General features: G+C 40.3%; 27 protein-coding genes. 6 read left to right on the forward strand and 21 right to left on the reverse strand.

Features of this window, described 5'->3' with window-relative positions; all coding sequences use genetic code 11:
- Positions 1 to 436 precede the first annotated feature (436 nt).
- The 4 genes from CIK00_RS01945 (at position 437) to CIK00_RS01960 (ending at position 4,843) form a co-directional block, all read left to right on the forward strand.
- A complete protein-coding gene (locus CIK00_RS01945) occupies positions 437 to 1,000 on the forward strand; it encodes a sigma-70 family RNA polymerase sigma factor (protein ID WP_101767238.1) in 564 nt (187 codons plus the stop codon).
- Positions 993 to 1,727, forward strand: coding sequence for a DUF3379 family protein (locus CIK00_RS01950; protein WP_101767239.1), 735 nt, complete (start codon positions 993 to 995; stop codon positions 1,725 to 1,727). Before CIK00_RS01945 ends, CIK00_RS01950 begins: the two co-directional genes overlap by 8 nt.
- A gap of 274 nt (positions 1,728 to 2,001) precedes the next feature.
- Positions 2,002 to 3,219, forward strand: a complete 1,218-nt coding sequence (locus CIK00_RS01955) for an outer membrane protein transport protein (protein ID WP_101767240.1) — start codon at positions 2,002 to 2,004, stop codon at positions 3,217 to 3,219.
- A gap of 358 nt (positions 3,220 to 3,577) precedes the next feature.
- Positions 3,578 to 4,843 (forward strand): outer membrane protein transport protein, encoded by a 1,266-nt coding sequence (locus CIK00_RS01960; protein WP_101767241.1) that lies wholly within the window; start codon positions 3,578 to 3,580, stop codon positions 4,841 to 4,843.
- 72 nt (positions 4,844 to 4,915) lie between these two features.
- Here CIK00_RS01960 and CIK00_RS01965 read toward each other — a convergent pair whose 3' ends face one another.
- The 10 genes from CIK00_RS01965 to ccmA all read right to left on the reverse strand — a co-directional run bounded on the left by CIK00_RS01965 (position 4,916) and on the right by ccmA (position 13,034).
- Entirely contained in the window at positions 4,916 to 5,719 is an 804-nt protein-coding gene (locus CIK00_RS01965; protein WP_101767242.1) for an MlaA family lipoprotein, read from the reverse strand.
- 80 nt (positions 5,720 to 5,799) lie between these two features.
- Entirely contained in the window at positions 5,800 to 7,089 is a 1,290-nt protein-coding gene (gene ccmI / locus CIK00_RS01970) for a c-type cytochrome biogenesis protein CcmI (RefSeq protein WP_101767243.1), read from the reverse strand.
- On the reverse strand, positions 7,086 to 7,601 hold the full coding sequence (locus tag CIK00_RS01975; RefSeq protein WP_101767244.1) for a cytochrome c-type biogenesis protein: 516 nt from the start codon (positions 7,599 to 7,601) through the stop codon (positions 7,086 to 7,088). Before CIK00_RS01975 ends, ccmI begins: the two co-directional genes overlap by 4 nt.
- On the reverse strand, positions 7,598 to 8,182 hold the full coding sequence (locus CIK00_RS01980) for a DsbE family thiol:disulfide interchange protein (RefSeq protein ID WP_101767245.1): 585 nt from the start codon (positions 8,180 to 8,182) through the stop codon (positions 7,598 to 7,600). The genes CIK00_RS01975 and CIK00_RS01980 overlap by 4 nt, the downstream gene beginning before the upstream one ends.
- A complete protein-coding gene (locus CIK00_RS01985) occupies positions 8,175 to 10,166 on the reverse strand; it encodes a heme lyase CcmF/NrfE family subunit (RefSeq protein ID WP_101767246.1) in 1,992 nt (663 codons plus the stop codon). Before CIK00_RS01985 ends, CIK00_RS01980 begins: the two co-directional genes overlap by 8 nt.
- A 3-nt stretch (positions 10,167 to 10,169) precedes the next feature.
- Positions 10,170 to 10,652, reverse strand: coding sequence for a cytochrome c maturation protein CcmE (ccmE, locus tag CIK00_RS01990; RefSeq protein WP_101767247.1), 483 nt, complete (start codon positions 10,650 to 10,652; stop codon positions 10,170 to 10,172).
- Positions 10,649 to 10,855 carry a heme exporter protein CcmD gene (ccmD, locus tag CIK00_RS01995; RefSeq protein WP_101767248.1) on the reverse strand — a complete coding sequence of 69 codons (207 nt, stop codon included), beginning with the start codon at positions 10,853 to 10,855 and terminating at the stop codon, positions 10,649 to 10,651. The genes ccmE and ccmD overlap by 4 nt, the downstream gene beginning before the upstream one ends.
- 7 nt (positions 10,856 to 10,862) lie before the next feature.
- Positions 10,863 to 11,594: a heme ABC transporter permease gene (locus CIK00_RS02000; RefSeq protein ID WP_101767249.1), complete on the reverse strand. Its 732-nt coding sequence runs from the start codon at positions 11,592 to 11,594 to the stop codon at positions 10,863 to 10,865.
- A 118-nt stretch (positions 11,595 to 11,712) separates the two neighbouring features.
- Positions 11,713 to 12,381: a heme exporter protein CcmB gene (gene ccmB, locus CIK00_RS02005; protein WP_101767250.1), complete on the reverse strand. Its 669-nt coding sequence runs from the start codon at positions 12,379 to 12,381 to the stop codon at positions 11,713 to 11,715.
- Between the two features lie 5 nt (positions 12,382 to 12,386).
- On the reverse strand, positions 12,387 to 13,034 hold the full coding sequence (gene ccmA / locus CIK00_RS02010; RefSeq protein WP_101767251.1) for a cytochrome c biogenesis heme-transporting ATPase CcmA: 648 nt from the start codon (positions 13,032 to 13,034) through the stop codon (positions 12,387 to 12,389).
- A gap of 114 nt (positions 13,035 to 13,148) precedes the next feature.
- Between ccmA and CIK00_RS02015 the strand changes: the two genes are divergently transcribed.
- Both CIK00_RS02015 and CIK00_RS02020 read left to right on the forward strand, forming a co-directional pair.
- Positions 13,149 to 14,003, forward strand: a complete 855-nt coding sequence (locus tag CIK00_RS02015; RefSeq protein ID WP_101767252.1) for a hypothetical protein — start codon at positions 13,149 to 13,151, stop codon at positions 14,001 to 14,003.
- A 16-nt stretch (positions 14,004 to 14,019) separates the two neighbouring features.
- Positions 14,020 to 14,331, forward strand: coding sequence for an EscU/YscU/HrcU family type III secretion system export apparatus switch protein (locus CIK00_RS02020; RefSeq protein WP_101767253.1), 312 nt, complete (start codon positions 14,020 to 14,022; stop codon positions 14,329 to 14,331).
- Positions 14,332 to 14,353: 22 nt separating this feature from the next.
- Here CIK00_RS02020 and CIK00_RS02025 read toward each other — a convergent pair whose 3' ends face one another.
- The 11 genes from CIK00_RS02025 to flhF form a co-directional block, all read right to left on the reverse strand.
- Positions 14,354 to 14,788 (reverse strand): DUF2802 domain-containing protein, encoded by a 435-nt coding sequence (locus CIK00_RS02025; RefSeq protein WP_101767254.1) that lies wholly within the window; start codon positions 14,786 to 14,788, stop codon positions 14,354 to 14,356.
- A complete protein-coding gene (locus tag CIK00_RS02030; RefSeq protein ID WP_101767255.1) occupies positions 14,788 to 15,282 on the reverse strand; it encodes a chemotaxis protein CheW in 495 nt (164 codons plus the stop codon). The genes CIK00_RS02025 and CIK00_RS02030 overlap by 1 nt, the downstream gene beginning before the upstream one ends.
- Positions 15,283 to 15,302: 20 nt before the next feature.
- Complete coding sequence (locus tag CIK00_RS02035; protein ID WP_101767256.1) at positions 15,303 to 16,004, reverse strand: chemotaxis protein CheW; 702 nt, start codon at positions 16,002 to 16,004, stop codon at positions 15,303 to 15,305.
- The gene (locus tag CIK00_RS02040; RefSeq protein WP_101767257.1) at positions 15,997 to 16,773 is read right to left on the reverse strand and encodes a ParA family protein; all 777 of its coding nucleotides are present in this window, start codon (positions 16,771 to 16,773) and stop codon (positions 15,997 to 15,999) included. The genes CIK00_RS02035 and CIK00_RS02040 overlap by 8 nt, the downstream gene beginning before the upstream one ends.
- A 10-nt stretch (positions 16,774 to 16,783) precedes the next feature.
- Positions 16,784 to 17,968 (reverse strand): protein-glutamate methylesterase/protein-glutamine glutaminase, encoded by a 1,185-nt coding sequence (locus tag CIK00_RS02045; RefSeq protein ID WP_101767258.1) that lies wholly within the window; start codon positions 17,966 to 17,968, stop codon positions 16,784 to 16,786.
- A gap of 74 nt (positions 17,969 to 18,042) precedes the next feature.
- Positions 18,043 to 20,271: a chemotaxis protein CheA gene (locus CIK00_RS02050; protein ID WP_101767259.1), complete on the reverse strand. Its 2,229-nt coding sequence runs from the start codon at positions 20,269 to 20,271 to the stop codon at positions 18,043 to 18,045.
- Between the two features lie 8 nt (positions 20,272 to 20,279).
- Entirely contained in the window at positions 20,280 to 21,002 is a 723-nt protein-coding gene (locus CIK00_RS02055; protein ID WP_101767260.1) for a protein phosphatase CheZ, read from the reverse strand.
- A 27-nt stretch (positions 21,003 to 21,029) separates the two neighbouring features.
- Entirely contained in the window at positions 21,030 to 21,404 is a 375-nt protein-coding gene (gene cheY, locus CIK00_RS02060; protein WP_167388495.1) for a chemotaxis response regulator CheY, read from the reverse strand.
- An 81-nt stretch (positions 21,405 to 21,485) separates the two neighbouring features.
- Positions 21,486 to 22,208 carry an RNA polymerase sigma factor FliA gene (locus tag CIK00_RS02065; protein WP_101767262.1) on the reverse strand — a complete coding sequence of 241 codons (723 nt, stop codon included), beginning with the start codon at positions 22,206 to 22,208 and terminating at the stop codon, positions 21,486 to 21,488.
- The gene (locus CIK00_RS02070) at positions 22,201 to 23,091 is read right to left on the reverse strand and encodes a MinD/ParA family protein (RefSeq protein WP_101767263.1); all 891 of its coding nucleotides are present in this window, start codon (positions 23,089 to 23,091) and stop codon (positions 22,201 to 22,203) included. Before CIK00_RS02070 ends, CIK00_RS02065 begins: the two co-directional genes overlap by 8 nt.
- Positions 23,084 to 24,682, reverse strand: a complete 1,599-nt coding sequence (gene flhF / locus CIK00_RS02075) for a flagellar biosynthesis protein FlhF (RefSeq protein WP_101767264.1) — start codon at positions 24,680 to 24,682, stop codon at positions 23,084 to 23,086. The genes CIK00_RS02070 and flhF overlap by 8 nt, the downstream gene beginning before the upstream one ends.
- Positions 24,683 to 24,705: the final 23 nt, after the last annotated feature.

Below are 24,705 nucleotides of genomic sequence, written 5' to 3' on the forward strand. Positions count from 1 at the left end.
ATTTAAAAAAGGTATTGTTATGATGGAAGATCTATTTGCAAGGAATAATAATGCATATAATTAAGATAAAAAAAAACCACACCCTTAGGTATGGTTTGAATTGATGCAGAAATAAATCTACATAATAAAATAATCAATTAACATAAAGCCAATTGCAAATCAGGAAAACCCTGATAGGAGAAAGTAAAGTCAGCCTTCAAAAGGAAGTTGTCATCTTGCTCAACAGACGGTATTAACTATTATTAAGTTATTCAACTTAACCATAGCCGTACCATCAGATGACGCGACCACTATAACCTACCACTCAAAACAGAATTTGCACCAGATCAATTTTATTGCGGTTTATGCTATCTAAACTAGAAAAAACATAATACATCATCCAAAGGCTATTAGATGACATCATTAATTGATGCAATAACGCTAAACAGGCACATCAATGATAAAAAAATTTTTTAGTAACAAAAAGACTTCTACTACGGTCTGTTTAAATATGGATAAACAAAAACGTTATGAAGCCCTTGTTAGAGCTTGGCATCAAGACCTATATCGCTATGCGTATTGGCTCTGCCATGATCCCCATATTGCCGAAGACTTAGTGCAAGAAACATGTCTCCGCGCATGGAAATCATTAGATAATTTACAAGATGATAACGCAGCAAAAGCATGGTTAATCACTATTTTACGTCGTGAAAATGCACGTAGATTTGAACGAAAGCAATTTGATTTAGTCGATATTGATGATCACCATATAGCCGATACTAAAGCCAGTGTTGAAATGGATACCGAACAATATTTACTACATCGATTAATTATGAAACTAGCCCCTGAATACCGAGAACCTCTGATACTACAAGTCATGGCTGGTTTTAATGGTGATGAAATAGCCGAAATCTTAAATCTTAATCGTAATACAGTAATGACTCGGCTTTTTCGTGCTCGTAACCAATTAAAAGAACAACTTGAAAAGAAAACAACTCAACGGGGGAATCATCGTGGATGATCTAGAGTTTCGTCGCCGCCTTTTCGCGGATCCTAATGATAATGACCCGGAGCTGATTAAGACTAAAAATCAGTCTACGACTAATCGTCATTTCTCTAATGAGTTGCAACAATTAGATCTTAAATTAAAACAAACGCTTAATGTTGATATTCCAGAAAACCTTGCCGATAGAATCTTGTTTCATCAGTCGAGTCAGGCACAACCTAAAAATCACTCGCCTTATAAACGTTATTTATCTTATGGATTAGCAGCATCAGTGATGTTTATTGTAGGAGTAATGGTCGGTCAGCAAGGTTTCTATCCTCAGCAGCCACAACAGCACGTTTTTGCGCCTGCATCAATGGCAACGATTGCTTTGCAACATGTTAGTGCTGAAGCACAATTTGTTGAACATACAGATGAAGCTGTCACGTTACAGCAAGTGAATGCCAAACTTAAACCTTTTGGTACTAGTATGAACCAATTACCCGGTCATATTTATTATCTTAATTATTGTGGCTTTGATGGTAACCGTGCATTACATATGGTTGTTGGTACGGATACAGGGAAAATGACAGTATTTATAGTGCCGCAAACAAGTTCAAAAATAATAACCGGCAGAGATAAAAGCAACCAAAGCTTATTATTGCCACTGCAAGAGGCAAGCTTAATTATTGTTGGTGATAAAGGCGATAAATTGATGCCCGTTGCAGAAAAACTAAAATCTGAACTTTATTGGCAAATCTAACTTAGCCCTCCTTTCAGATAACAGCTGAAAACGCGATATTAATAATTAAGTATCAAGTTTTCACTGTTATTTGTCATACGAATAGTAGCGAAAACTGCATAAATTCCGCGTAAAATGATACCAAATAAACCCAAATGTTCGCTAGAAAGTATTTTTAACCACCTAAAGTACTGGTCAGCTTTGATCGAGTCCTCTCCCCCCCTACAATCATCGCCAATCAGTCATACATAGACTGGACTTATAAATATAAATAGATGATCAGGAATCATAAAGCATGAACAAGAAGCAGATATTCACACGCTCAGTTATTACTGTAGCCATCGCCTTAGCATCGTCACAAACGATGGCTGCGGGTTTTCAATTAAATGCCCAATCGGCAACAGGTTTAGGTCGAGCATTCTCTGGTGATGGGGTTATTGCTGATAACGCATCAACCATGGCAAAAAACGCCGCTTCAATGGCTCTTTTTGACGCACCAGCATTATCATTAGGTGTTATTGCCATTGATACTGATGTTAATGTTAAAAATACGTTATATAATAACAAACCGATTAATGACGCATCAATTGGTGGTACTAGCTATGCACCTAACATCTACTATATTCAACCAATTAACGATAAATTTTCAGTAGGTGCTTCGCTGTATTCAAATTTTGGTACTAAAACCGAATTTAAAGAAGGTTATAAAGCTGACCTTTTTGGCGGCTTAACGGACGTTAAAAGTGTTAACTTAGGTTTAAGTGCTGCTTACCGTATAAATCAACACTTTAGCGTGGGTGGTGGTTTAGACATTATTCATGGTAGCGGTAAACTACAACGAGGCCGTAATAACCCTCTTTTAGGTGGAAAAAATACGGTTGATATTGATGCAGATGGTATTGCACTAGGATATAACCTTGGTGCCATTTATGAATACAATCAGAATAATCGTTTTGGTTTATCATACCGCTATAGCCCAACAATAAAAGCCAAAGGTGATATTCACGCCCCAGGTAATTACAGTAATGAAAAATTAAAAATACCATTACCATCAATACTTGAGTTCTCTGGCTTTAATAAACTTAACGATAAATTTGCCGTTCATTACAGCATTCAGTGGATTGAATGGAGTGCATTTGATCAATTAAGCACTACGGGTGGTAACTTTACTAAAGATTACCAATGGCAAAATAGCTGGCACTACTCAGTCGGTGGTACTTATTATCTAAACAACGATTGGACATTACGTGCAGGTTACATGCACGACACCAGTGCTCAAGGTAATATTACTTCTATTTCAGTACCAGATTCAGACCGTAACTGGCTATCTGGCGGCTTTAGTTACCACTTAGATAGCAAATCAACTATCGACTTTGGTCTGACTTACCTAATTGGTAAAGATGTTGATGTTAGTGAAAGTCAATATTTAGCTCCTGGAATAAAGCCTTCAGTTAGTGCAACGACTCGTGCTAACGCATGGCTATACGGTCTTCAATACAGCCGTTCATTCTAATTTGAGCGTACAGCAATAACTGATTCTAAAAAAGAAGCCGCCATGGCTTCTTTTTTTATACGCGAAATAACATCTAATCTTTATTTTACCCATAATAACCAACCAAAAAACAAAGAATAACGGGCAATTAACTACAAATATAAACGACTGTATTAACATTGTTTTTAGTACAGGTGTACGCTCAAATATAACTTCATTATAATTATCGAATGAATACTACCCGATAAAAAACTATAAAATCAAACAACTCCAGCACAACACATTTAATGAGGCTATTTTATAAGATAGCTTTTAACGCAATTTATTGCTGCGAGTATCATTTACGTTATTATTTCCGTGAACAATAAATTTTTCTAATATGACTAAAAATAAAATCACTTTAGCCTTAGCGATTACTGCAGCTATTGGTATCAGCAATCAAGCTTCTGCTGCTGGTTTTCAATTAGCCGAATACTCTGCTACAGGTCTAGGACGCGCTTTTGCCGGTGAAGCCGCAATGGCAGATAACGCCAGTGCTCAATTCCGCAATCCAGCAATGCTAACGTATTTAAAAGGCATCCAAATTTCTACGGGTGCTATTTATGTTGATCCCAATATTGATATTTCTGGTACCCATACATTATTAGGCCCAACAGGTAGTTCTGATTTTGCTAATAATGCAATTATCCCTAATTTTTATTTTTCTCGCCCATTAACGGATAAAGCAACGATTGGTATTGCGTTTGGTACTCACTTTGGTATGCGCACCGATCTTGGTACTGATTTCAAAGCATCAATGTTTGGTAATCAAGCTGAGGTTCATACGGTTGAAATCAACCCTAACCTTGGTTACAAAATTAATGATCAGTTAAGTGTGGGTGCGGGTGTTCGTTATGTTATGGGTAAAGGTCATTTTGGCGCAGCACTGCCAACTAATGCATCATTAGGTATGATGCAACCTTTAGCTGGAAAAAAACTAAAATACATGGAAGGCGAAGATAACGCTTGGGGTTGGCAAGCAGGTACAGCATGGCAGATTAATGCTGATAACCGTATCGGTATTAGTTATCAATCAGCGGTTAAATTAAACCTTGAAGGTCATGCTTCCGGCATTGGTTTTGATGGTACAGGCAAGGGTTCATACGCAGGATCGTTACCTATAGAATTACCAGCGTCAGCTGAAATTGCAAGCTTCCATCAAATCGATGCTCAATGGGCAGTTCATGCAAGTGTTAACTGGACTGATTGGAGTACCTTTAAAAAGCTAGAAGCTAATATTCCACAACTTGGTGGCAATAAAAAAATTAAAGATGAAAATTGGAAAGATAACTACCGCTTTGCAATTGGTACCACTTACCAAGCGACCAATAAGTTAGTCCTTCGCTCTGGTGTTGCTTATGACACTTCAGCGGTTAATGAAGCAAACCGTACCCAAACAATCCCTGAAACTGACCGTACATGGTTAAGTGTTGGTGCAGGTTATGCTTGGTCAGAAAACCTAACCCTAGATGCTGGCTTTACCTACATTTTCGCTAAGAATGCAAAAATGAAAGAAACAGATAAAGGTTTAGGTAATCAACAATTCAATGGCCAAACATCCGGTCACATTTGGTTAGCGGGTGTACAAGCAAGTTACCGTTTCTAACACAATATTATTGACAGAAAACAAAAAGACCGCCGAAATGGCGGTCTTCTTTTATAGCTCTAACAAATAAAATTAATCGTTATCAATTTCATCTAAATAACTATCATCAAACGTTGCAGCTGCTGGTTGATCACTGACTTTACCATCACTCGCGGTAAAGTTCTTATATTGAATATAAGCATCACGCGTAAATAAATATGGATCAGGCGAATTATTTAACATCGATTCTTGATTAACTAAGGCTGCACGATCTTCCATACCTTCAAAGATCCACTTACCTAAACCTTCCCAGAAGTTTAATAAACTTAATGGCAGATAGAGATCATCAACTGAATCAGTAAAACCACGGAAAGTAATCGGTCCATAAACAGGTAACATTAAATAAGGACCATTACCAACACCGTAATAACCCAATGTGTCGCCAAAATCACGATCTTGAACTTTGTTAATATCCGCTGCTGATGCGATATCAATCAGACCCGCTAACCCAAAAACAGTATTAATCCAAAAGCGGTTAAAATGCGTTAGAGCGTCTTTACCATGCAATGTCAATAAGCTATTTACCATACCTGCTGGCTCATCAAGATTTGATAAAAAGTTAGTGATCCCCGTACGCGCAAATGAAGGCGTATAGTTCACATAAGCAAGAGAGACAGGGCGAGCAACATACGGATCTAAATAATTAAAGTTAAAATCCCACATTGCGCGGTTAAATCCTTCAAACGGGTCATAAACTGTATTTACTGCTGTATTATCACCATCAATATGATCAGCAACATTGGTTGATACTGTTTGCTCGGTCGCTTTATCGGGTGATTGAGCACACCCCACCATGCCGAGGCTTAATATAATTATCAATAATAACTTTTTATTCAAAACATACACCTAATAAAAAACAGGCTGAACATCAATATTCAGCCTGCTTTATTCACTTTAGCAATAAATCAATTAATTAATTAATATTGCTTATTAATGACAAACGCTGTTTCTCCACCTAAGGGAGTTTGGCTGCTTTGGCCGTACCAATCACCCTGTTTAGTCATTACGTTACCATCGCTATCCACACGTGCTTTAATAATCATCTCTGATAATGATGATAGTTGTCGTTGTGGGATCATGCTGTCTTTATCTGTTAACGTCACCGTTAATGGAAATTTAGTTGATAATGGTAATTTCACTGCAGCAATCGGCATTGGTGAACCATCAGCATCATGTACCGAGATAATAATATCTCCCTGCTTTGGCAACACAACATTTTTACCTAGCGCTATAGTAGCAGTAACTTGCTTATCTGTATCGAGATTTTGCGTTTTAGGTTGTGTTGTTGTTTCATCAATTGCCGTTGGATCGGAGACAACTGCTGAGCCATCCGCACTGTTGATACGCATTTTTGCACGTTCAATACTACGGGTTAGCATTGGCGTACGTGAATCATTAGGACCGATAAGGGTTTTCATCATCGTCCAATAATCGACCGCTTGCTGATAATTTTTCTGCTCAAAGGCATCAAAGGCTAATAACGACAATGCTTGAACGTTAGTATGATCGCTCTTGATCACCTGACGTAAAAGTTGACGAGCTAACTCACTTTGACCCGGCTTACCACTTAACATTAATGTTTGCGCATAACCTAAACGAATAGCGAGATCAACAGGATTAAGATCATAAGCACGTTTCATTGCCATTTCAGCCGTTGCACCATCGCGATTAGCAATAGCAATTCGACCTAACAGTAACCATCCCATTGGATCATCACCGTCTTTGTGCAATTTAGTCCGCAATGCCAACGTAAGATCCGACATGTCTTGATCAGACAGTGGTTCATTCGCTGCATTATCACCCATTAGACGTTGTGTTAGCTCTGGTAAGCGATTTACAGCCTGATGCCATGCCTCAACTTTAGCACTGCTACCAACTGCGCCATAAACACCGTAACAAATACCCACAATCAAAATCAAACCCGGTACAAGCATTGCTGGGCTAACATGTATTGATTGTTTCTTTTCAGTAACAGGCAAGTCATCCAGTAATGTTTGTTGTAAGTCAGACACCATATCTTGCTGACTATCGACCAAACCTTCTTGGGATTCTTCTTCAAGCTCATGAATACGATCTTTAAAGAAGGCTTTATTAAGCTCATCTCGGCTTGCCGCATCGTCATGCTCTTTACCGATATACATCGGAATTACAAAGATGGCGATCGCAATTAAAACCAAGACCGCGGTTAAAATCCAAAACAGCGTCATTTATTTACCTTTGTCTGATTATTGGTAGCTTCAGTATCTTGCTGCGCCATTTCAGCCAACAACCCCTGCAAACGTTCCGACTCAACATCATCAAGTGGCTCATCTTTGGCTAGCTCACTTTTTTTGCGTGAACGATAAACCAAGATAGTAAAACCAATCACAATAAAGCCAATGGGACCGGCCCATAAGATTATTGTTGATGCTGTCACTGCAGGATCATACGTTACGAAATTACCGTAACGAGCAATCATATAATCAATGACTTGCTGTTTGGTTTTGCCTTCTTTTAACAGCTCGTAGCTTTTCAGACGCATATCTTCTGCTAAGGTCGCATTAGAATCAGCAATGCTGTTATTTTGACATTTAGGACAACGTAAAGTCTCTGTTAACTCTTGAAACTGCTTCTCTTGTGCTGGATTTTTAAAATCATACACATCAATTGCAGCCAATGCGGGTGCAACCATCGAAAAAGTCAGTCCAAGTGCAAACATTAAAGCAAAGAAGCGTTTCATTGTGCTTTTGCCTCCGTTTGCATAGCCTTATTTTTTGCTTCCGCTTGTAATTTCTTATAAAGCGGCTCAAGAGTCTTGTTCCAGTTTTCTGGATTCACATCACCTACATGGCGGTAACGAATAATACCATTCGCATCAACCAAGAAGGTTTCAGGTGCGCCATAAACGCCAAGATCCATGCCTAACATGCCATTGCCATCAAACAAAGAGATCATGTAAGGATTACCTAACTCTTTAAGCCATCTAATCGCTTTAGGTCGCTGATCTTTGTAGTTTAAACCAATGATCTTCACCCCTTGCTTCGCCAACACGTTTAAGTATTGATGCTCAGCTTGACATGTAGGACACCACGTCGCCCATACATTTAATAGCAGCGGTTGGCCTTTAAAAATCGTTTGCTGATATTCTTTACCTGGCTCAAACAAATCTTCCAGCTTAAAGGCAGGAACAGGTTTCCCCACTAACACCGATTCAAGCTTCGTCGGATCATCACCCGCTGCATTGCGGCTTAGCTGGACCATAAACATCACAACTAACCCTAAAAACAATACTAAAGGAATAAATAATAGCTTCTTATTCATTAGTTAGCTTTGCCTCCGATTTTTTGTCATTAGCCGCAATGTTAGCAGGCTTACGGAATCGGTAACGCTTATCGCTGATTGCAAAAGCACCACCTAGCGCCATTAAGAACGCACCCATCCACATCCAATTAACAAATGGCTTGTAGTACATACGCACAGCCCATGCACCGTCATTACCTAAACGCTCACCCATAGCAACGTATAAGTCACGGGTAAAGCCGCTATCAATTGCCGCTTCTGTCATCATTGAGCCAGCAACGGTGTAATAACGTTTTTCAGCGTGTAGCGTTGTAATATCGATACCGTTACGGCTAATTTCAAAGTCAGCCACATAACCGTCATAGTTTGGACCATCTGCATCACGTAAACCGGCGAAATGGAAATCATAGCCTTTCACATTAACAGATTGACCTGGTGACATCCGTAAATCACGTTCGATACCGTAATTTGATACTAATGTCATACCGATAATAGCAACCGCTAAACCAAGATGGCCTAACATCATTGCCCAATGACTACGTCCTAGCTTACCTAATCCATCAAGGAAAGAGTGACGGTGAGTCGCACGACGGTAGATCTCAACAAGGTGGAGAACAATAATCCACACTGCCATCATCACACCGACAACCGCTAATGGTTCCACAACGCTTGCTGTTAAATAAATAACTAAGAATGAGAATGGAACGGTAAATAAACCACACCACAACATTGGTTTCGCGATTGAAGCAAAGTTATCACGCTTCCAGCGAACCAGAGGACCGATACCCATTAAGAATGAGAATGGCACCATTAACCATGTAAATAGAGTATTAAAGAACGGTTCACCAATAGAAACAGAACCTAAGCCTAATTGCTTATGAACTAACGGCAGTAACGTACCAATTAATACCACTAATAACGCAGCAACTAATAATAAGTTATTGGCTAATAAGAAATTTTCACGTGAGAACAACGCATAATTGCCACGAGAACGGATTTGACCACCACGTAAGGCGTAAAGCAGTAATGAACCGCCAATAATCACCACTAAGAAGCCAAGAATAAACATACCGCGTGAGGGATCAGATGCAAACGCGTGCACAGAAACCAATACACCAGAACGAACTAAGAACGTGCCTAATAGACTTAATGAGAAAGCAGAAATCGCCAGTAATACTGTCCACGCTTTAAATGTACCGCGTTTTTCAGTTACTGATAATGAGTGCATTAGTGCCGTACCTGCAAGCCATGGCATTAATGATGCGTTTTCGACGGGATCCCAGAACCACCAGCCGCCCCAGCCAAGTTCGTAATAAGCCCACCACGAGCCTAGTGCGATACCTAATGTCAAGAATGACCATGCAGCAATTGTCCAAGGACGCGACCAACGAGCCCAAGCCGTATCTAAACGGCCAGTCATTAGCGATGCAATAGCAAACGAGAATGCAACCGAGAAACCAACATAACCCATGTACAACATTGGTGGGTGAACAATTAAACCGGGATCTTGAAGCAATGGGTTTAAGTCACGACCTTGTACTGGGAAGTTTGGCAATGTGCGCAAAAATGGATTCGATGTTACGATGATAAACAGTAAGAAACCCACTGCCACCATACCCATAACGGAAAGTACACGCGCCACTGCATCTAGAGGCATACCACGGCTAAATCGAGCAACAGCTGCTGCCCAACCCGCTTGGATAAGTACCCATAGCATCAATGAACCTTCATGCCCGCCCCATACTGCGGTTAAACGGTAATACCATGGCAGTAAACTGGTTGAGTTACTGGCAACATACGCTACCGTAAAATCATTGCTATAGAACGACCAGCTCAAAATACCAAACGACAATGCAAGCATGCCGAATATTCCGTAGGACAGTGGTCGTGCCATACGCATCATTGCTTGGTTACCAACCGTGGCACCATACAATGGGTAAATGCTGGCCAGCACCGATAGCGCAAGTGCGGCTATAAGAGCGAATTGGCCTAATTCAGGGATCATTGATCACTTACCTTGTAGTTGTTCTTCAGTGTATTTAAGTTGTTTATGGTTTATCTTCATTGCATCTGCCACTTCAGGTGGCATATAGTTTTCATCATGCTTTGCAAGCACTTCACTTGCTTTAACTGTGGTTGGGTTAATCAATACACCCTGTGCCACAATACCTTGGCCTTCACGAAATAGATCCGGCAGAATACCATCATAAATAACGGTAACTGAAGGACCAATATCAGCGACTTTAAATGTAATGCGTAATGATTTAGGATCGCGTTTAACTGACCCTTTTACAACCATGCCGCCAATACGTAATCGCTGCCCAATTTCAGGTCTAGCACCACCATCAGACTTACCGTTAATTAATTCTGAAGGTGTATAGAATAAATTCATATTTTGGTTAAGCGCGTATAACACGAGTCCAACCGTAGCACCGAGTCCAAGCACTAACGCCAGTACAATGACTAAACGTTTTTGACGTCTTGGGGTCATAGTGTGTTCTCCAATGTTTTTGCTTCTTGAATGCGTTGTTCACGCGCCATTTTATTTTTAATTTCGCGTAACAAACGGCGTTTCGTTGTTAAGCTTGAAAATAAAACCCATAACATCGATAGAAAAGAAATAGCGTAGGCACTCCAAACGTAGCCTGCATAACCGCCCATCGCAAAAAAATCATTTATAGAATCAAAATACATAACGATCTCACTTCACCAACTTCTGCACCCAAGGGCGGTGGCTCTCACGTGATAGAATTTCATTGCGTAACCGTATCAACGTGACAGCAGCAAAGAAACAACCAAAACCAAGTAGCATCACCAACAATGGCCATAACATATCATTTGACATTGAAGGTTTGCCAAATTTAGAAATCGTTGCACCTTGATGAAGGGTATTCCACCATTCAACAGAATAGTGAATAATTGGAATGTTAATCACACCGACAATCGACAATATACCCGCCGCTTTGGCTGCTGTTTTGTGATCATCAAACGCGTTATACAATGCAATAACACCAAGATATAAAAACAATAGAATCAATTCAGACGTTAAGCGAGCATCCCAAACCCACCAAGCACCCCACATAGGTTTACCCCAAATAGCCCCTGTAATTAGAGCAATAAAGGTAAACACGGCACCAATAGGAGCCATTGCAGCGGCAGCCATATCCGACATTCGAATCTGCCACACAAGGCCAACAAAAGAAGAAATAGCCATGGTGACATAAATACTCATCGACCAAATGGCTGCGGGTACGTGAATATAAATAATCCTAAAGCTATCGCCTTGTTGATAGTCAGCAGGAACAAATAAGAGTCCCCATACCGATCCCACTAAAATAGAAATCAAAGCGATAATAGAAAACCAAGGCAACAACTTACCGCATAATCGATAGGTGTTTTCTGCTTTAGCGTAGGGATGTAGCCACTTCCACATAATGCTCTCAACTTATAATAAATAATAAATACGTCACTGAGAGCAACATTATCACTCTCGCTTTCTTCACCACCTCACACTTGAATATCGTGTAAGTGCTAAAGAAAAAATTCATTGGTTAATTAACACTGATCCTGAGTGAGGCTGCCACAGCAAATGGCGCTAAGGTCAACGACCCAGCTAACATCGCCCCCATGATGGCTAATTGACCATCATAAGCCATGCCCAAACTTGCCGCCTCAATCGCAGAGGTTGCGAATATAAGCACAGGTATATACAAAGGCAGTATGAGCAAGCTCAATAAAACGCCACCTTTTCGTAATCCAACCGTTAATGCCATTCCAATTGCGCCTAAAAAGCTCAATGTTGGCGTACCAATCAGTAACGTTAATAACACTGCGATCCAAGTATGTAAATTGAGTGACAATAAAATCGCTAATAACGGACTAATTAAAATCAACGGTAATCCGGTAAGTAACCAGTGAGCAATCATTTTACCAAAGGCCGTAACCGACAGTGGTATTGGCATTAACAGCATTTGTTCTAATGAACCATCAAGATAGTCATCTCGAAATAAACGCTCCATAGAGAGCAATGCCGCTAATAATGCTGCTACCCAAATAATACCAGGGGCAATACGGGCTAATAAATTAGGCTCAGGCCCTATGCCTAAAGGAAACAACGTGATAACAATAATAAAAAACCATAACGGATTAAAAATATCCGCTTGTCGACGATAAGCTATCAATAACTCACGACGAATAATTTGGATAAGGGTGTTAAGCATTATTATTATCCTAGCTTAATTTTTCTTAAACGATCACTGTCAACAAACATGTCTTGGTGGGTGGTTAATAATACCATTCCACCACGTTCTGCATGAGCTAAAAAAAGCGCTTCAAGCACCTTTATACCTTGCTTATCGATTGCAGTTAACGGTTCATCAAGCACCCACAATTTATGATTACTTAACCATAATCTCGCCAAAGCAACACGACGTTGTTGACCTGCGGATAACTGCCCAGCACTAATATCTTCACGCCCAGCTAAACCAACATGTGCTAAAGCTTGCCACAGAGCACCCTCACCATTTACTGCAGGTGTTCCTTTGAGATCTGAGCCTTGCTCACTCGTATGCATTGATTGAAAAAAAGCCAAGTTCTCAAAGGCCGTAAGCTCACGCTTTACGCCTGTTTGATGCCCTAAAAACAATAGTGCTTGATGATAGTCTTCACGGGCAGTCGTAATATTTTCATTACACCACTGCACTTCACCACTGTCTGAATGACCTAGGCCAGCAATAATCCTTAATAAGGTTGTTTTGCCCGCCCCATTTGGACCTTCAATTTGAACTAATTCACCACTTGAAATCGTGAAATTTAATTCATCAAATAATACGCGTTCATCACGAACACAGCTCAAATTTGCTACTGACAACATAAAATAATGTATCCTAGGTGTCACAAAATAGCCGCATAATACCACAATGGCTAACAAATTGACTAAACTGCTCTGCTTCTTAATCGTTAACTAACGTAAGTAAATGTGAAACAAATGCAAACAAAAATATCACCAAATCAATCTATATTTATAGAAAAACCATCAAAAATTGAAATGGTTAACATAGCATCTAAGACTTCACATGTAGAATTACCAACAATAATTACCAACAGCAACTCAAAACTTATATCTCAACTGCCACAATTATTATTATTTATGAATAGCTTGCAACAATTAGTTACAAATTTATTGATTCCGTTAAACTTAGGTACAGTTAAGTCAACCCATGTGGCACCACAACCACTACAACAGTTATTTAACCAATTATTACTACCCAATAATCAACCCGCATTAATCAATTGGCTACAACACAATATTGGCAATAAAACCTTAGCGACGTTATTACTGCAACTATCGCAATCGTCAAGTCCTCTAAGTCAGTGGTTAAATCAGCTTAGCCCTGAACAACAGCAAGAATTCACTGCATTATTACGCCTTGCGGGTGAACAACGAGGACCAGAAAATCAACGTTCACCAGATCATAACAATATCCATCTACAATGGGTGCAAGCCAACGGCCAAACTATTTCACTACAAGTGAACAATCACCAACCAAAGAAAACAAATACTGTTAAGAATAACAATAACAAATGGACCGTCAAATTGAGTTTACCTATTGGTACAATAGATAAGATGAATGTTATTGCTTGTTGGCATCAACAACAGTTAAGCACTCGCTTTGAATGTGCCAATCAAACGTTATTACATCATATTGAACGGGTTACACCTTATTTAATTTCACGATTACAACAATTAGGTATAAATAGCACCCCGCCACACTATAAACTGATCATTCAGCAACCACAAAATATGCCACCAGCGTTATCGGGTTTATTAATAAAAGTATAATTATTAGAAGATAAATATGACAATCAAGTCAACATCCGACCCGCAACAAGCGATTGCGTTACGCTATGATGGTAAGCAAAGCCCCTATATAGCGGCTAAAGGCTACGATCAATTAGCACAGCACATTATTGAACAAGTAAAACAACAAGGTGGGCTAATTCATCAAGATCCAGTATTAGCGCAATACCTCAATAGTTTTGATCTCAATGATCATCTTCCACAGGAGTTATATCTCATCATTGCAGAGTTAATTGCATTTTCATGGTACCTAAACGGAAAAACCCCTCCAGGATGGGAAGGGTTTGAAAATATTGATCTTACAGCATAGTGTGATGGTTAAATCTAACGAGTTAACGCCGATAATGTTGGGACATACTTTTTTGTAAGCTCAGCATTAATTCCGCTTCCGCTTTTGGCAAGTCGCATTCAGTCATTAGCTCGTTAACATCCGCCCCAAGTTCGACCATCTTGCTGGCGCGACTGTATAACCGCCCACCAGAGTCATTCATGGCAATCTCATTTTGACGTTCTTCAACCTGTTCAAGCTGCTCAATCAAATCAACTAACTTATCACTCATACCAATGCTGCCAGTACGTAATTCATTAAATTGCTTAGTTAAACTTTCATACTGTAAACGTGAATTTTTTAATACTGTTTCAATAGCTGAAAATTTTATTTCTAATGCTTTTCGGGCTCGACGCTCACGGCTAATTAATACCGTTGCAGTTATCGCAATTAACACCGAAATAGCAACAGGTAGCCATTGTTGAAGTATTATATCCATTACAAATATGCGACCTCATCCCACTCGTCTTCAGACAACAGTTTATTTAAGTCAACTAATATCAATAATTGATCGTCATGGTTACTGACACCTTGAATAAACTTGGCACTTTCTTCTGTTCCGACACAAGGGGTACTATCAATTTCAGAATTACGCAAATAAACCACTTCAGCGACACTATCAACTAAAATACCGATCACTTGCGTTTCTGCTTCAATGATGACAATACGTGTGCTATCTGAAATCTCACCATGCTGTAAACCAAAACGAGCACGAGTATCAATAACGGTAACAACATTGCCACGTAAATTAATAATACCAATCACGTAATCAGGCGCACCTGGCACCGGTGCTATCTCTGAATAGCGTAAAACTTCCCGTACCTGCATAACATTAATGCCATAGGTTTCATTTTCTAATTGAAAAGTAACCCATTGCAATACCTGATCATTAACGCCGTCTTTTTGTTTTTCCGTTATATTTACTTGGGACATACTATTTCCTTTTTGACGCCTCAACTCGCGCCACTATTAACATCTAAGCCTTTATTCAACATTTGAATTAATGCATCAACATGGATCAGAGTACACATCTTTTGTTTTACCATTCCCGCTAACCACGGCCGCTTACCGGCTTGTTCTCGCCACCGAATATCTGTTGTCATTAACGTTTGAGTACCATGTAACTTATCGCAAGCTAGGCCCCACTGACTATTCCCTAGCATTACCATATAACGATAATTATCACGATAATGGTCATTAGTTAACTTATCAGCCATTACCCAATGCGCCGTATCAACCACATCAACATTGTATTGTGGTAACGGAGCTAATCCTAAATACCATGCTGGGCGACCCACTATATGGTTCAATTCACCAAGCTGATAAATCGCACCTAACTCGGTTAATGCCACCGCAAACATCATCCCATTCACTTCAAAAAACAAAGATTGAAATGGTTGTTGTTGCCCATGATGTTGCCATGCGACAAACTCTGGTTCTGGTTCTGGTTCTGCATCAATCACAGCCACAACCAGAGGTTCAACATCAAGTTGTGGTGGTATTTGCGCTAATAATTGTTGTAATTGTTGTGACGCTGATGGCTCACAAAATACCGTCGGTTTGATCTCTGCTATCGGTTGTGGATCAGTCTCTAACAGTAAATCACCGAAATAATCATCTAATGCTTGTTCACTTGTTAACGGTTTATTATTCATTGTGCACTAATCTTGTTAAGTGATTCAGTAACGTTTTATAAGCAAAAACCCCTCGACAATTAGGAGCATACAATGAGGGCGGCATATGTTTAATACTGGCATCACGAAACTTAGTATCAATGGGAATAGCAGACATCCACACTTGATCAGAATAACGGGTTTTTAAGTCTTGTAACGTTTGCAATGATGCACGAGTACGCTTGTCATACATAGTTGGTACAATAGTGACATCAAATTCAGTCGGTTTTGAACGTTGCATAATCTGTAAAGTACGCAACATCCGTTCTAAACCTTTCATGGCTAAGAACTCTGTTTGTACCGGAATTAAAATACGATCACTGGCCGCCAATGCATTGACCATCATCACCCCAAGAATGGGCGGGCAATCAATTAATACATAGTCATAATCAATGGCGACACTGTGTAAGGCTTTCTTTAAGACTAACCCCATTCCACTACGATTACCCATCGATCGATCTAAGGTCGCCAATGACATATGGGCAGGAATAATATCAATATTGTTAAATGTGGTACTTAAGATCAATGATCTTACGCCATCTCGATTAATCTCAGGCAATTGAAACAAATCAAATAAACTGGCAGGCACATAATCAGCATCAAAATTCAAATAGGTTGTTAATGAACCATGGGGATCAGTATCAACTACCAATACCCGTTGATTTTGCTCACTTAATAATCCTGCTAATGCTATGGTAGTGGTCGTTTTCCCTACTCCACCCTTTTGGTTTGCAATACTCCAAACAACCACCGGCAACTCCTCATGACAAACCTAATTCAATTAAAATACATTCAGCAATACGGTCGAGGGGAAGATCATGACTAGAAATGCCAGCTTTAGCAACTGCTTGTGGCATACCATATACAACACAGCTCTCTTCATCTTGAGCCCAAACGGTCGAACCATTGGCTTTTAGCATGCGAGCACCTTCACGCCCATCAGCACCCATGCCCGTCAGCACTATTGATAACACCCGATCATTAAACACTTTTGCAGCTGATCCAAACGTCACATCAACACAAGGTTTATAATTCATTCGATCGCCACCATCAATAATTCGTAGTCGTGCTCCGACGTTACGTCCATCGACCATCATCTGCTGTCCGCCTTGCGCTAAATAAGCAACGCCAGCACGTAGTATATCGCCATCTTGGGCTTCTTTTACTTCTATACGGCACAAGTTATTCAATCGAGCAGCAAAAGCGGCAGTAAATGTCACGGGCATATGCTGTATTAACACAATCGGATGAGGAAAATTAGCAGGTAATTGGGTCAATATTTTTTGCAAAGCAACAGGGCCACCCGTAGAAGTACCAATGGCGAGTAGCTGATATTTTTTTCCTGATGCGCGAAAATGAAATGGCATTGATGGGGTCATTGCCGAGCCTGCCATTGCAGACCCCGTTAGCGCACGTCCAGCGGTCGAAGTAACCGTGGTGTTCGGTGTTGCCATCACTTTAGCCGTTATGGCTGGAGTATGACGAACAAAGGGCGTTGATGCAGATTTAATTGACGAAGCTAGACTGCTATTTCTACGCAAATAAAAGCGCTTACCCGCTAACTCCGCTACGCGTTTTTGTAATAAATCGACGGCATCATCACGATTACGGGCAATATCTTCAAATTTTTTCGGCAAGAAATCTAATGCGCCAGCATCCAATGCATCTAAGGTTGATTTAGCGCCAGCTTGCGTTAAAGAAGAAAACATCAAAATAGGTGTTGGGGCAATTCTCATTATTTCACGAACAGCGGTAATCCCATCCATCACCGGCATTTCAATATCCATGGTAATAACATCAGGCTGTAAATGTTTAACCATTTCACATGCTTCTTTACCGTTAGTGGCATTACCAATAACCGTTAATCGTGGATCAGCATTAATGATTTCACTAACGCGACGACGAAAAAAACTTGAATCATCAACGACTAACACCTTTATTGCCATTTTCTTTTATTCCTTTACTTACACAACACTGTAAACATGAACACCATGGATAACATGACCATTATTGTTAATAATTAGCGTCTTACATAATGATTTAATAGATTTGGCACATCTAAAATAAGTGCAATATGACCATCACTGGTAATCGTTGCTCCAGCCATACCCGGCGTTCCTTTTAGCAATTTATCTAATGGTTTAATCACCACTTCTTCTTGGCCAATCAAACTATCAACAACAAATCCGATCCGTTGAGGCCCCGTTTGTACAATCACTACATGACCATAACTATTATGTTGTTTATTAGTCTTTGATTTTTTTGATAACCAATCTTGTAAATAAAATAACGGTATCGCTTTTTCACGCACAATAATCGTCAATTGACCATCAACTGTGTGCGTTTTAGTTAAATCCAAATGAAAAATTTCATTCACATTTGCCAATGGTAAGGCAAAGGGTTGTTGTGCGACCCCAACCATCAATGTTGGTAAGATTGCTAATGTTAATGGTACTTTAATATCAATCCGTGTCCCTTTCCCTAAGGTAGAATCAATCACGATTGAGCCATTAAGTTGGTTAATGCTGGTTTTCACCACATCCATGCCAACACCACGTCCTGAAATATCAGAAATCTCTTTTTTAGTTGAAAATCCTGGTGCAAAAATCAGGTTATAAGCATCATTATCACTCAAACGAGAAGCCGCATCGTGATCCATCATGCCACGATCAATCGCAATCTGACGCAATTTATTAGCATCCATACCCGCACCATCATCAGCAATGGTTAAACGAATATGATCCCCTTCTTGTGACGCGGATAACAATACTTTACCAGTCGATGATTTACCTGCTTGTTCTCGTACAGCTGGCATTTCAATACCATGATCAACTGAATTTCGAACCAAGTGAACTAACGGATCAGCCAAAGCTTCGACTAAGTTTTTATCAAGATCGGTATCTTCACCCACCATCTCAAGCACAATTTCTTTATTGAGGCTACGGGCTAAATCACGTACAACACGCGGAAAACGACCAAAGACTTTCTTAATCGGCTGCATACGGGTTTTCATGACCGCCCCTTGAAGATCAGCAGTAACAACATCCAGTGTTGATACCGCTTTTGACATTTCTTCATCGGTAGTATTTAAGCCTAAACTCACAAGTCGATTGCGCACTAAGACTAACTCACCCACCATATTCATAATGATATCAAGGGTTGAGGTATCAACACGTACCGTAGTATCAGCCTGTGGCTTAGGTTTATCTTTACTAGGTGGCAATGGCGAACGATTAGCAGGCTCACTTATTACCGTTGGCGGCGTAACTAACGCCGAATTTTTAACAGCAGCTACTTCGATAACTGGCGTACTGTGTACAACTTTATCCGTAGATGTAGATGTAGATGTAGATGTAGCTGTAGATGTAGATGTAGATAGATCATGGTCAACCTGGGGTGCGCAACCAATGCCATGTAATTCATCTAATAGATTTTCAAACTCATCATCCGTCATTACATTTTCACTAACACCCATTCTATTTTCATTCGCAGTTATTGGCGTTACAGTGATCTCAGCCGACGTTGCTGTTGAAGCTATTGTTGCAGCAGTTACCACAGAATCGGCAGCGCCTGGGGCATTACCACTACCATGTAGCTCATCTAATAAACGTTCAAACTCATCATCGGTAATATCATTACTTTCAACACTTGCAACAGTATTAGCGATAACAGCAGTTGGTGATGATGATGGTGAATGACCCACACCATGTAATTCATCTAATAAGCGTTCAAATTCATCTTGGGTAATATCATCAACAGAATTAGCCGCAATCGCACTTGTCGATAAAGAAACCGCGGGGGGGTTACTGCTTACTACCGGAGTTTCAACTACAGCGTCAAGCGTCACGTCAACAGTCACTGGCGGTAAACTATAATGATGTAATTGCCCCAATAATGCGTTATCTGCTTTGATCAATGGCTGGTGTTCTTGTACTTGAGCAAACATCACATTAATACAATCTAGCGCTTCTAAAATCACATCCATTAATTCGGAGGTCACTTTACGCTTACCTGTACGTAAGAGATCAAATACATTTTCAGCGCCATGACAAGCTTCAACCAACTCCGTCAATGATAAAAAACCAGCCCCACCTTTTACGGTATGAAAACCACGAAAGATGGCGTTTAATAATTCACTATTATCAGGACTACGTTCAAGCTCAACCAATTGCTCAGACAGTAATTCAAGGATCTCTCCGGCTTCAATCAGAAAGTCTTGTAGGATATCTTCATCTAAATTAAAACTCATAAAGTTCTCTAAAATCCAAGAGTTGAAAGTAAATCATCAACATCGTCTTGTGATGAAACCGTATCTTCACGCTGCTGAGGATTTATAATAGGTCCTTCAGCTATAACGCCTAACGGTAATCGCTGTTCTGCCGTCGAAATAGAGGCTTGCTCAAGACCAAATGCTTGTAAAACATCTAGCATTCGCTCTTCAACTTCATGCACTAACGTGATCACTCGTCGAATCACCTGTCCGGTAAGATCTTGAAAATCTTGAGCCATTAAGATATCGGTTAAATGCTCACGTAACAGTGAACTATCTTGATCAACTTGGAGCAATAACGCATTAATATCATGACAAAGCTGTTTAAAATCGGTCAACGCAATTTGGCCAATCATTAATCGCTGCCATTGCGGATGAAGACTCTGCAATGTTTGTTGTAATTGTTCAGCAATAGGCAAGGTTATTTCAACCGCGTCCATAGTGCGGTTAGCAGCAGCTTCAGTTTTATCAATAACATAAGATAAACTATCTCGTGCATCTGGAATATCCGTTTCCGCTAAATCCCGCCAACGTAGATCTTGTCGAAAACTGGCTAAACAATCATGCAATTGGCGAGTCATTTTCCCCACTTCCTCATACATAGGCGCATGATGACGTTCAACTAAAGTCTGCACTAACGTGTTAGCTTGTTGTTGTTGTCTTTGCTCAAGCAACACCACTAACTGCTGTGCTTGCTCTAATGAAATCATGGTTATCTTTCCCTATGCCAAACATAATTACTGCTGTAATCGTTCAAAAATCTTCGCCAATTTTTCTTTTAATGTCACTGCATTAAAAGGCTTAACGATATAGCCATTGACGCCAGCTTGAGCGGCTTCAATAATTTGATCGCGTTTAGCTTCAGCGGTAATCATTAATACAGGCAAATGTTTCAATTGCTCATCAGCTCGGATTTGACGTAACAAATCAATACCTTGCATACCTGGCATGTTCCAATCAGTCACCACAAAATCAAAATCACCACGCTTTAGTAATGGTAATGCGGTTAAACCATCATCCGCTTCTACGGTATTATTAAACCCCAAATCCCGCAGTAAATTTTTTACAATTCGACGCATTGTTGAAAAATCATCAACAATAAGAATTTTCATATTAGTATTCAAAATCACCTCCACAGCGAAATCTGTGTTGTTCTTAGTTATAAAATAATTGTTTTGTTACTATTATCGAAATTATGCAGCCCAAACCTTTAACTTAGCCCGCAAACGTTGCATTGCTTGACTATGAATCTGACAAATACGTGATTCACTCACACCAATAACAGCACCAATTTCCTTTAAATTCATTTCTGCGTCGTAATACAGTGATAACACCAACGCTTCTCGCTCGGGTAATGTTTTAATCGCTGCCGCTAAACTGTGACGGAAACTATCATCAACAACATCTTGAAATGGCGTATTTTGATTGATGTCATCTGCATGCATCATCGTTTCTTCACCACCAGCAAGATCAGCGATCCCAACAATGCGACCACAATTAACATCATTTAATGCCTGATGATATTGCTCTAACGGCATTTCAAGAAACTGTGATATTTCAATATCTGTTGGATCTCGTCCAAGGCTGTGTTCAAGTTTTGAAATAGCATCACTAATTCGACGATTATTTTTATATACAGACCGCGGAACCCAATCGCCACGTCGAATATCGTCTAACATCGCGCCACGAATACGGATCCCAGCAAAGGTTTCAAAACTCGCACCTTTAGTCGGATCATAATTTTGGTGCGCTTCTAACAAACCGATCATGCCTGATTGAATCAAATCTTCGACCAAGACACTGGGTGGCAACCGTGCCATTAAATGATGAGCTATCCGTTTAACCAATGTCGAATAACGTTCAATAAACGCCTGTGGACTTGGTTGATAACGGCTATACGTTAACGTTTTATTCACGAATAAAAGCCTCCATGGCTCGTGGTTTATGCACTAACAATCGTTCAACAAAAAATTCCAAATGCCCACCAGGATGATGTGGTAGCGGCCATGTCATCGCTTTTGATGCGAGTGAATTTAATGCTAATGCCGCAGGGCTATGTGGAAACGCCTCAACCACGAGTTTTTGACGCTTAACCGCTTGGCGAACATTATCATCAAGTGGTATACATGCCGCGAGCTCAAGGTTGGCATCAAGAAAACGTTCGGTTACTCGGGTTAACTTAATGAATAAATCACGCCCTTCACGATAACTACGAACCATATTGGCAACAATCTTAAATCGTTGAATATCATACTCACGACTCAGAATTTTCATTAATGCATATGCATCTGTGATCGAGGTCGGTTCATCACAAACCACAATAACAACGTCTTGAGCAGCACGCGCAAAACTCAGCACCATGTCAGAAATACCGGCTGCGGTATCAACAATAAAAAAATCAAGTTCATGCTGTAAATTACTAAAAGCTCGAATCAAACCCACATGTTGAGCTGGGGTTAATTCCGCCATATTTTGCGTACCAGAAGCTGAAGGGATAATTTTTACGCCATAAGGACCTTCGATAATAATATCTTCAAGTTCACATACCCCAGCCAGTACGTGCGACAAATTTCGTCCCGCACGTAAACCAAGCATCACATCAACATTCGCCAGTCCAAGATCAGCATCAAGTACCATCACTCGCTTACCCTGACGAGCCATTGAAATAGCCATATTAAGAGTGATATTGGTTTTTCCCACGCCTCCTTTACCGCCAGTAACCGTAATGACTTTCGTCGATGTTAATTGGGTCATTCGACGCAAACCACTCGCTTGATCGTACATAATGTTCTCAGTCATAAAAATCGGCCGCATTATTATCTGGGCTATCACTAGACCAGACATGAGATTGCTGTGACAGTTCTAACTCTAACAACTCATTGGCGCGCGAAACGAGATAATTCCCGGTCGCTACTTTTAAGTCTTCAGGAACCCGTTGACCATCCGCTAAATAGGCAATGGGTAACGCATTTTGAATAGCAACCCCAATGATTTCCCCTAAGCTTAACGATTCATCAAGCTTGGTTAATACACAACCTGATAATGGAATACGGCGAAAATGCTCAAGCGTTTCTTGAAGTACTCGCCGTTGTGATGTCGCTGGCATAACTAAATAACTGCGGATCTTAGCGCCGCTATTTTGCATTAATGTATCTAATTGTTCAGATAGACGAATATCCCGTTGACCCATGCCTGCGGTATCAAGCAGCACTAATCGACGATGACGTAACTGATGAAGTATATCGGCCAGTTCCTGTGCATCTTTAGCAACTCTTACTGGACATCCCATAATTCGACCATAAGTGGCCAGTTGTTCATGGGCACCAATACGATAATTATCGGTGGTAACTAATGCAATTTGATGTGGTCCAAATTCCATAGCAGCACGTGCAGCCAGTTTTGCTATTGTGGTGGTTTTTCCCACTCCGGTCGGTCCAAGTAGCGCCACAACACCACCCACTTCTAAAATACAGTCATCAGTGGTGATCAATTGATCGGCTAATAAATCTAGCAAGGCTGGCCATGCTTCATTAATCGGTAAATCTTCAGATATATAGCACGCAAATTGATCGGCCAATTGATCAGATAAACCCATCGTCTTAAGCCGTTTAATCATCATTGCTCGCATCGGTTCTTGGCGTTCAACTTCTTGCCACATTAGTCCCGATAATTGATGCTCTAATAAACGTCGAATAGAGATAATTTCGGCACGCATACCCTCTAATTCATCGTCTTTTCTCGTCCCTTTGGCTTCATAGCGACTCGGGTCTAAACGGGGCTTACGACCAACTGACGCTTCTCGTTCATAGTGTTTTGATGATGGGCGGGTATAGTCACCAATATTGAGATCTTGAGGGTGATCATCATAACGGCGTGCAGGTTTCGACGGTGACGATAAGCTTTGACGCTCAGCGGTCAGTTGCTGACGCTGTTGGTCATGATTATCATTATGATAATCATGCTGACGCGCTTGCCCTCGATCACCATCATTCGTATGGTTAGGTTGTGATTGCTGCTGATTTTGATGCTTAGATTGGCGTTGCAACAATGCCGTTAATGAATCAACTGATGCCATCTCATCGGGTACATTTGTTGTCGCTGCATAATTTTGTAATACACTGGCAAACTGCTTCGATACTAAAGGGCTAACATTAACTTTATCATCGGCAAGTTTGCGTCGAGCTTGACCTAAACCTTGTTCTAATTCATCACGCGCTACATGGTTATTTTTAATATTTGATGGATGAGGTTCAGGATCGACCGCGGCAACAATTTCAACCCCACCAGACACTTTTTTATTTGACATAATCACCGCATCGGGGCCGAGCTCTTCTTTGACTTCGCTAAGTGCAGATCTCATATCCTTGGCAAAAAATCGTTTAATTTTCAAACTTAATTCCCTATCAGCAAGTG

The organism is Photobacterium carnosum, from assembly GCF_002849605.1.
Taxonomy (GTDB): Bacteria; Pseudomonadota; Gammaproteobacteria; order Enterobacterales; family Vibrionaceae; genus Photobacterium; species Photobacterium carnosum.